Source organism: Moorena sp. SIO3H5, from assembly GCF_010692395.1.
Lineage (GTDB): Bacteria > Cyanobacteriota > Cyanobacteriia > Cyanobacteriales > Coleofasciculaceae > Moorena.
In genome coordinates this window covers 20,069-28,357 of sequence record NZ_JAAHHS010000058.1, presented here as the reverse complement: position 1 = coordinate 28,357, position 8,289 = coordinate 20,069, and the positions used below count along the sequence as shown (strand labels likewise).

Here is an 8,289-nt window from a genome sequence, read left to right as displayed (position 1 = left end):
GTCAAGGGTTTTTAAAATTAAGAATTAAGAATTAAGAATTAAGAATTGGGAATGAAGTTCCCTATTCCCTGTTCCCTACTCCCTACTCCATACTCCCTGCTCCCTGCTCCCTGCTCCCTGCTCCCTACTCCCTATTCCCTATTACCTTTACCATTAATCTACATCGTTCAATCATATCAACATAGGCTGGCGATAACTGCTGCCAACTAAACCGCTCATAGACCTGGCGATGACAATTTTCACGCTTACTTTGGTTATAGCCTTCACTCAAGACTTGAGAAATTAGACTAGCTAAAGTTCCAGTTAATTCAAAATTAGCGAAATAGCCTTCATTGCCTAAAACAAAGTGAGTAATGTCATAATCATGAGCGAGACAAGGTAAACCATGGGACATCGCCTCCACAATTACTCGTGGTAAACCTTCATGGAGAGACGCTAAGACGAAAAGATCAGCAACCTGATAGTAATTAGTTACTTGCTCACGAGCAACAGTTCGCACTTGAAACTGATCAACCCCTAATAGCTCTTGGCCAAGCTGAATAATTTCTGGTGATTCAGCATCCTGTTGACCTAATAATAATAGGAATGGTCTAGGTTTTGGCAAACTCGCTACTTCATTAATAATGTAGTCCATGCGTTTATGAGACTTATTAATCGCTGCCACAGAAAGAATTAACGGTTGCTGTTTCGGTAGTCCTAATTTTTCTCGTAACCCCTCTCGTTCTAATGATGACAGTATCTGTAATTTGGCAGGGATAAAGAATCCAGAGGGCAGTAGACTTTGTTTCTCAGCAGGCTCTCCATAAGTTAACGCCTGTTTAAAGTGAATTGGTGTTAACTGCTGTACATGATCCCAACGGGAAAAAGGAGGGGATAAGGCTCCTCCATTACGGAAAAGTAGTTTATAATTCTGTTTGGTCAAACGCCGCCAGTGCCACAATAGATAGCCTAAGCCATCATCACTGAAGTAAATTATCTCTGGACGTTCACGATATATATGTGATAATAAACTTAAGATAAATGACGCTTGTTCAATAAAGTACCCTTCTTGTCTAACAAAGTAGTCACCTTTTTTTAAAAATTCACTTAATTGCTTAACCAATCTTCCCAGTTGACCTGCCATCCAACTATACCGTGGCAGATTCCATAATGTAATCATTTTTTGATCAGACTTACCTCCTCCTTTAAACAGGGTGATATCAAGAGACGATTCCTGAGATAAAGCAGCAAAGCATTCTTGGGCAAACGATTCATACCCCCTCTGGATATGACCCAGACCAGAACAGATTAGAAAAACTTTAGTCATGTTATATAGCAGTTATTATGGGTGAGGTACTTTCGTCTTGGGTTTTAGGGAGTAGGGAGTAGGGAGTAGGGAGGGTGGAGTGGGAATTCTGTGTATCTCATCAGTCTGAGAATTGCTATAGCGGATTTATTTATCTTGGGTATATAGTTAAATTGTATAGCGCTGCGCTCAGGGAATAGGGAATTGATCACTTTGGTTTTTTTGTTAAAATAGCGTCTTTTATAGTAATGACGTAAACAGTATTTTTTCGGAATTTTTTCGGAATTCCGAAGTTCCCTACTCCCTACTCCCTACTCCCTACTCCCTACTCCCTGTTCCCTGTTCCCTACTCCCTACTCCCTTTGGTAAATAATTATGATATTTAACGCGATTTTAGTGCGGTCAATTATTGTTGGTGCTTGGTCTTTTGTCAAGAGCAAACTACCACCAGAAGGAAGACGAAAACTAGGAACATTCCTAGGACGAATGGCTCAAAAGCCTCTAATGACTAGTCTAGTGCGTTGGTATGATCAACGGTCAGTGGATGCCTATCTGATTTCATTTCCTAAATCTGGACGAACCTGGCTCAGATTAATGATTGGACGGGTATTAGAAAAGCATTTAGGTCTAACTGACCCCAAAATTATGGAGAGAATATTGGAGTTAGAAACCTTAGCACCATTGCACCCTGATGTCCCAAAAATTCGAGTTATTCATGATGATGAACCAGAATGGAAAAAGCCTGATGAACTTGTTCAAAGTAAAGCCAAGTATAAAAATGCTAAAGTAATTCTATTAGTCCGAGACCCTAGGGATGTAGTAGTATCTATCTATTTTGAACATACTAAACGGGTGGGACACTATGCTCACATCATGCAGCAAGTAGACTCTCTCAAGCAGTATGCTGAACGAATTAAACCCTATGAAGGGGATTTGCATAGCTTCATCCATGAGTCAGTGGGGAGCTTTGATACTTTGATTCGGTATTACAATATATGGGAAGCTAATCGCCATATACCGAAAAATTTTTTGCTGGTGCGTTATGAAGATATCCAAACAAATCCCCAAAAAGAACTGAGGCAGGTTTTAGAGTTTTTAGGAGTTAAGTCGGTTCCCGATGAAGTAATTGAAGAAGCTGTCAGCTTTGCCTCCTTTAATAATATGCGCAAAATGGAAAAAAATCGGACATTTAAATCCGATCGGTTGACCCCAACTGACCAGCAAGATCAAGAGTCTTACAAAACTCGTAAAGGAAAAGTGGGAGGATTTACTGAATATTTAAATAACGAAGATATTGATTATCTGAATTCCAAAATGGAGGAACATTTATCGGATTTTTATCAGTATAAACCCTGAAGCTGTTGTGGGCTATGAGGTGTGGTGTTTGTAGCGTGCGCGTAGCGTGACAAGCAAGTCAATCGCACTCAAGGCAAGTGGGCTTATTCACCAAAATTTTGGGTCTGTTCGCGTAGCGGAGGCCGTAGGCCGAAGCCCCGTCCTTCGTTCGACGGCTTTCTTTGATTGCTGATATATTCTTTTAGCTTTTCAATAGGGGCACCCCCAACGGATGCCGCAAAATAGCTAGGACTCCATAGTGCAGTTTTCCCATGAGGTTTTAGGTATCCTTTTTGCCCATATCTGCGACTTGATAATCCTTTCAGACTGTTAACTATTTGAGATATCGATAGTTTTGGAGGATACTCGATTAATGCGTGCACGTGATCAGATTCGACCTTAAACTCCTTAATTTTAAAATTCATCTTTTTTGCTACCTCTCTAAAAGAGTCTTCAATGGTTTGGAGGCTCATTGAGGTCAATACCTGTTGTCGATACTTGGTTACACACACTAAATGTATTTGCGCTCTTTGTGATACTGTGTCGTTCTTTCCGGAAAGTCATTGTCAAATCTTGTAGGCTTTGAAGTTCCCGTAAGGGAGTGGAGCCTTTATAGTTAGAGGGTTATGCATAAAAAGTTAAGGTTTTTGTAATAAGGCTCCACTCCCTAAGGTTTCGTCTCTACAATATAATCATAGTACAGACCTACTGGGAGGACTAGAATGAAGGCCAGGTACCAGTATCGTTTCTATCCAACAGACCAACAGAAGCAGGATTTGGCCAAATTATTTGGCTGCGTCCGGATCGTTTGGAACGATGCTCTGGCTATTTGCAAAAAATCTGAAAAAGTTCTCAAGTCAGGAGAACTACAGAAGCTAGTCATCACTCAGGCCAAAAAAACTGAAGAAAGACAATGGTTATCAGAGGTTTCCGTTGTCCCCTTACAGCAGTCTGTAGCCGATCTAGGAGTTGCTTTTAAAAACTTTTTTGATTCTCGGAATGGGAAAAGGAAAGGAAGAAAAGTCAAACCTCCACGATTCAAGAAACGTTCTAATAAACAATCAGCACGGTTAACTCGCAGGGGTTTTTATGTTCAAGGAGATAAGGTATATTTGGCCAAAATTGGAACAGTCAAACCAATTTGGTCTAGAGACCTACCCTCAAACCCTAGTTCTGTAACCATTATCAAAGACTGTGCTGGCAATTACTTTTTAAGTTTTGTAGTAGAAATTGAGCCTATTCAAGTTGATGCCAAGAACCAAAGCATCGGTATTGATCTAGGTATCAAGACTTTTGCTGTCATGAGTAATGGCAGTGAGGCTAAAAGCCCTGATTATTCCAAGCTAGATCGAAAGCTACGGAAAAAACAACGAAAATTTGCTAAGCAGCCTAAAGGGTCAAATCGAAAACAGCGAACTCGCCATCATATCGCTAAACTAAACCTCAAAATAGCGAATAAGCGGAAAGATTTTCTGCACAAACTATCAACCAAAATAGTTAGCGAAAACCAAACTATCGTTTTGGAAGATTTAAATGTGTCGGGAATGGTTAAAAACCGTAAACTTGCACGAGCCATCAGTCAACAGGGATGGGCAGAATTTAGGGCGCTCTGTGATGCGAAGTCAGACAAATATGGCAGAGATTTTAGGGTCATAAGTCGATGGGAGCCTACCAGTCAAATTTGTTCAGATTGTGGGTTTAAATGGGGTAAAATCGATCTGTCTATTCGTTCAGTACTTTGCATGAATTGTGGAACACAGCAAGACAGAGATAAAAATGCTGCCAAAAACATAGAAAAAGTCGGCATGGGGCATCGGCACGACTATAAACGGACAAGGAGGAAAGGTAAGACTGTTTCGGCAGCACATTCCGATGAGGTGTCAAGAATCACTGCCCTTCCAGGGCGGTGAGTATGTCAACAGACTAGACTAAACTAGTGTATATATCTAGCTAGTAGCCTATTAAAAATGATTCTTAACCAAAACTTCCAGGTCATTGATAATGCTGCCCAAATTGATGACCACTTTTGTTTAAAATTAGGACCGGAAGCTAAGGCAACAGTCTACCGAGTCTTGATCAACGATACAGGACAAATCCTACTCGATCCAATTCCAGAAGAAGAACAGTGGTTATGGCAAAATCCCGAAACCCTGGCGCAGGTGAAACGAGGTATCCACCAAGCAGCAGAAGGTAAAGGAAAATATTTAGGTGATTTCGCTCAATATGCTAGCCTGGAGATTGATGACTAGTGAATTTTCGGTTGGAATTTCAATCTGAAGCTGAACAAGCACTGGTTAACCTTCAGAAAAAAGACCCTAAAAAGTACAAAAAAGTCCTCAAAACCTTGGGTTTGATGGCAACTAATCTACACCACCCCAGTCTCCAAACTCATAAATATAGATCCCTATCTGGACCCAATGGTGAGGATATATTTGAAGCCTACGTCGAGAGTCGCACTCCTGCTGCTTATAGAGTTTTTTGGTACTATGGACCAGGTCAAGGAGTGCTGACTGTTTTGGCTATTACCTCTCATCCCTAGCCAGGAAATTTTTCATTGTTGTCTCTATCCCTACCATGTTCTGTAGATTTGGGTGGTTAGGGGGGCGAAACCAACTAAACTTCACTAGTGCTCCTCAAGATACGGAAATCCGAATCCCTATCGGTGGACAACCCCATATGTCGTATTAAAAGTTATCCCTCAAAATCATTTAAGGGACATTCATCATATTAATGTAGCTATAGCAATGACTGTACTGGAACAAGGCACAATCACGATTCATACTGAGAATATCTTCCCGATTATCAAGAAGTCTCTCTACACCGATCACGAAATCTTCTTGCGGGAGCTGATCTCCAACTCAGTGGATGCCATCCAGAAGTTGAAGATGGTCTCTTATGCTGGGGAGATTGATGGGGATGTGGGAGACCCGGAAATTAAAATTACCATTGATAAGGATCAGAAAACTATCTCCATCTCGGATAACGGCATTGGGATGACTGCCGATGAGGTGAAAAAGTATATTAATCAAGTTGCTTTTTCTAGCGCTGAAGAATTTATCCAGCAGTACCAAAAGGAAGCTGACCAACAGATTATCGGTCACTTCGGATTGGGTTTTTACTCTGCTTTCATGGTGGCTCAGAAGGTAGAAATTGATACTCTCTCTTATAAGTCAGGGGCAACAGCCGTTCATTGGGCCTGTGATGGTTCTCCAGCCTTTGAACTATCGGATTCTGAGCGGACGGAACGGGGTACTACCGTGACCCTCACCATGCAAGAGGAGGAACAGGAGTACTTAGAACCCTCACGGATTCGCCAGCTAGTGAAATCCTACTGTGATTTCATGGCAGTGCCCATTAAGTTTGAGGAAGAGGTGATCAACAAGCATGAGGCACTGTGGAAGAAATCCTCAAGAGACCTGACCAAAGAAGACTATCTGGAGTTCTATCGCTATCTTTACCCCTTCCAAGATGAACCCTTGCTGTGGGTACACCTAAACACAGATTATCCTTTCTTGCTTGATGGCATTCTCTATTTCCCTAAACTCAAGCCAGATGTGGATGTGACTAAGGGGCAAATCAAGCTTTTCTGTAATCAAGTATTTGTCAGTGACAACTGTGAGGAAGTGATTCCTAACTTCCTAATGCCACTGCGAGGGGTGATTGATAGTCCTGATATTCCCCTGAATGTTTCCCGTTCTGCTCTTACCAAAGACCGGACAGTAGCTCGGATTGGTGACTTTATTGCTAAGAAAGTTGGCGATCGCTTAAAGCAACAGTACCAGGATGACCGAGATCAGTACATCCGTTCCTGGCAAGATGTAGGTACATTCGTTAAGTTTGGCTGCCTCAATAGCGAGAAGTTTAAGAAACAAGTAGAAGATATTGTGATCTTCCGCACCACCTATCAACCGGTGGAAAGTTCGGAAGCTCCAAGCACTGAGACCCCTACTGACACCCCTAAGGTAGAGGTGCAATCCCAAGAGGGGGATGCTTGGGAGGATGTCACCCCGGATGAGGGTACAGAACAGGCGAAGTCTTCCTCTTCTCAACCCTACACCACCCTTAAAGAGTATCTAGAGCGCAATAAAGAAACCCACGAAAATCGGGTATTCTATTGCACTGATGAGGCTAGCCAAGCCACTTATGTGGAACTGCACAAAAATCAAGGGTTAGAAGTCCTATTTATGGACTCCTTTATCGACAACCACTACATTAGCTTCTTGGAACGGGAATATACAGAGGCTAAGTTCTCTCGGGTGGATTCAGACTTGGATGATACCCTTGTTGATCAGGAGCAGGAAAAAGAGATTGTTGACCCGAAGACCAACAAAACCCGTTCTGACCTGATTAAGGAACTGTTTGAGCAAGCGATTAATAAGCCTAAGGTCAATGTCCGGACTCAAGCCCTGAAGTCTGATGACCCCCAAGGCACCCCACCGGCAATGGTATTGTTACCGGAAGCAATGCGCCGTCTACAGGAAATGACTGCCATGATGCAGCAGCAGTCGGTGCAGTTCCCAGAGGAACATATTTTGGTGGTCAATACTACCCACCCACTGATTCAGAATCTAGTCAACCTCAGTCAAAGCAGTATTATTCAGAGTAGCGGTCAGTCTCCCTCAGCGGAATTGGCTACCATGATTTGTCAGCACGTCTATGACCTGGCACTGATGGCTCAGAAAGGCTTTGATGCCGAAGGCATGAAGGCATTTGTGGAACGGTCCAATAAGGTTATGACCCGCTTGACGCAAGAGTAATCGGGAATCGGGAGTAGGGAGTAGGGAGTAGGGAGTAGGGAGTAGGGAGTAGGGAGTAGGAGATATATGTAGGGTGGGCAGTGCATCAGACAGATTCACCATGGTGGCCATAGACTTGGTAGGCACTGCCCACCATGGATTAATCACTCCCCCCATCTCCCCATCTCCCACACTCCCCCTACCTCCCCATCTCCCCATCTCCCCACTCCCCACTCCTCATCTCCCCACTCCGCGCAGCATCTGCGAGATATGATCAAGAACAGACGTAAATCAAGAGGTACCCTATGTCCCGTAGATGTCAGTTGACTGGTAAAAAGGCCAATAACGGCTATGCTGTTTCTCACTCCCACCGTCGGACTAAGCGCTTACAAAACGTTAACTTACAGGTTAAAAGAGTTTGGTGGGAAGAAGGGAAACGTTGGGTGAAGCTGCGGATTTCCACTAAGGCTATTAAGACCTTGCAGAAGAAGGGTCTACAAGCCATGGCTAAGGAAGCTGGAATTAATCTGAATCATTATTAAATGAGGGAATAGGGAGTAGGGAGCAGGGAGTAGGCAAGAGGCAAGAGGCAAGAGGCAAAACATCCTGTTTAGTTCTTTACCTGATGGGTATGAGAAACCCTATATAAGCTTCCGATAATTACCCTGTCTTGATGCAGTCGCTCATGGGGGAAACCCCCAAGACCGCGCTGCATCGCTTAATACAAATCTCCCCATCTCCCACACTCCCCATCTCCCCATCTCCCCATCTCCCAACCTCCCCATCTCCCCATCTTTTTTCTCTGGGGCTGATGGGTTTTTGGCTTAATTTGGGTAGATTAAATCTATGAGTTTTTGGTAAGCGGGAATAGTCTGTCTTTAGAGGAGGTAGGAAAATCCTAGCTTAGGTAAACTGGTTACAAATCTCGGTTGT

7 protein-coding genes and 1 pseudogene are annotated in these 8,289 nt (G+C 43.1%); 6 read left to right on the top strand and 2 right to left on the bottom strand.

The window, feature by feature from the left end; genetic code table 11:
- Positions 1–124: 124 nt before the first annotated feature.
- Entirely contained in the window at positions 125–1,306 is a 1,182-nt protein-coding gene (locus F6K52_RS09375) for a glycosyltransferase family 4 protein (RefSeq protein ID WP_293076697.1), read from the bottom strand.
- 354 nt (positions 1,307–1,660) lie between these two features.
- Between F6K52_RS09375 and F6K52_RS09370 the strand changes: the two genes are divergently transcribed.
- Positions 1,661–2,641: a sulfotransferase domain-containing protein gene (locus F6K52_RS09370; RefSeq protein ID WP_293076695.1), complete on the top strand. Its 981-nt coding sequence runs from the start codon at positions 1,661–1,663 to the stop codon at positions 2,639–2,641.
- Positions 2,642–2,790: 149 nt separating this feature from the next.
- Here F6K52_RS09370 and tnpA read toward each other — a convergent pair.
- Positions 2,791–3,190, bottom strand: a pseudogene (tnpA, locus tag F6K52_RS09365) (IS200/IS605 family transposase); the annotation flags it as partial.
- Between the two features lie 152 nt (positions 3,191–3,342).
- On the opposite strand from tnpA, the gene F6K52_RS09360 reads away from it, so the two are divergent.
- From F6K52_RS09360 to rpmB, 5 genes are all read left to right on the top strand, one after another.
- Positions 3,343–4,530 (top strand): transposase, encoded by a 1,188-nt coding sequence (locus F6K52_RS09360; RefSeq protein ID WP_293076693.1) that lies wholly within the window; start codon positions 3,343–3,345, stop codon positions 4,528–4,530.
- Positions 4,531–4,587: 57 nt separating this feature from the next.
- Positions 4,588–4,869, top strand: a complete 282-nt coding sequence (locus tag F6K52_RS09355) for a hypothetical protein (protein ID WP_293076691.1) — start codon at positions 4,588–4,590, stop codon at positions 4,867–4,869.
- Positions 4,869–5,159 (top strand): hypothetical protein, encoded by a 291-nt coding sequence (locus F6K52_RS09350; protein ID WP_293076689.1) that lies wholly within the window; start codon positions 4,869–4,871, stop codon positions 5,157–5,159. The genes F6K52_RS09355 and F6K52_RS09350 overlap by 1 nt, the downstream gene beginning before the upstream one ends.
- Before the next feature lie 205 nt (positions 5,160–5,364).
- On the top strand, positions 5,365–7,377 hold the full coding sequence (htpG, locus tag F6K52_RS09345; protein WP_293076687.1) for a molecular chaperone HtpG: 2,013 nt from the start codon (positions 5,365–5,367) through the stop codon (positions 7,375–7,377).
- Between the two features lie 284 nt (positions 7,378–7,661).
- On the top strand, positions 7,662–7,898 hold the full coding sequence (gene rpmB, locus F6K52_RS09340) for a 50S ribosomal protein L28 (RefSeq protein ID WP_008183615.1): 237 nt from the start codon (positions 7,662–7,664) through the stop codon (positions 7,896–7,898).
- The last annotated feature ends 391 nt before the right edge of the window (positions 7,899–8,289 follow it).

What these genes read in the sequence shown, in the direction of transcription:
- F6K52_RS09375 (WP_293076697.1), bottom strand. Translation starts at nt 1,306, where the DNA reads ATGACTAAAGTTTTTCTAATCTGTTCTGGTCTGGGTCATATCCAGAGG.
- F6K52_RS09370 (WP_293076695.1), top strand. Translation starts at nt 1,661, where the DNA reads ATGATATTTAACGCGATTTTAGTGCGGTCAATTATTGTTGGTGCTTGG.
- F6K52_RS09360 (WP_293076693.1), top strand. Translation starts at nt 3,343, where the DNA reads ATGAAGGCCAGGTACCAGTATCGTTTCTATCCAACAGACCAACAGAAG.
- F6K52_RS09355 (WP_293076691.1), top strand. Translation starts at nt 4,588, where the DNA reads ATGATTCTTAACCAAAACTTCCAGGTCATTGATAATGCTGCCCAAATT.
- htpG (WP_293076687.1), top strand. Translation starts at nt 5,365, where the DNA reads ATGACTGTACTGGAACAAGGCACAATCACGATTCATACTGAGAATATC.
- rpmB (WP_008183615.1), top strand. Translation starts at nt 7,662, where the DNA reads ATGTCCCGTAGATGTCAGTTGACTGGTAAAAAGGCCAATAACGGCTAT.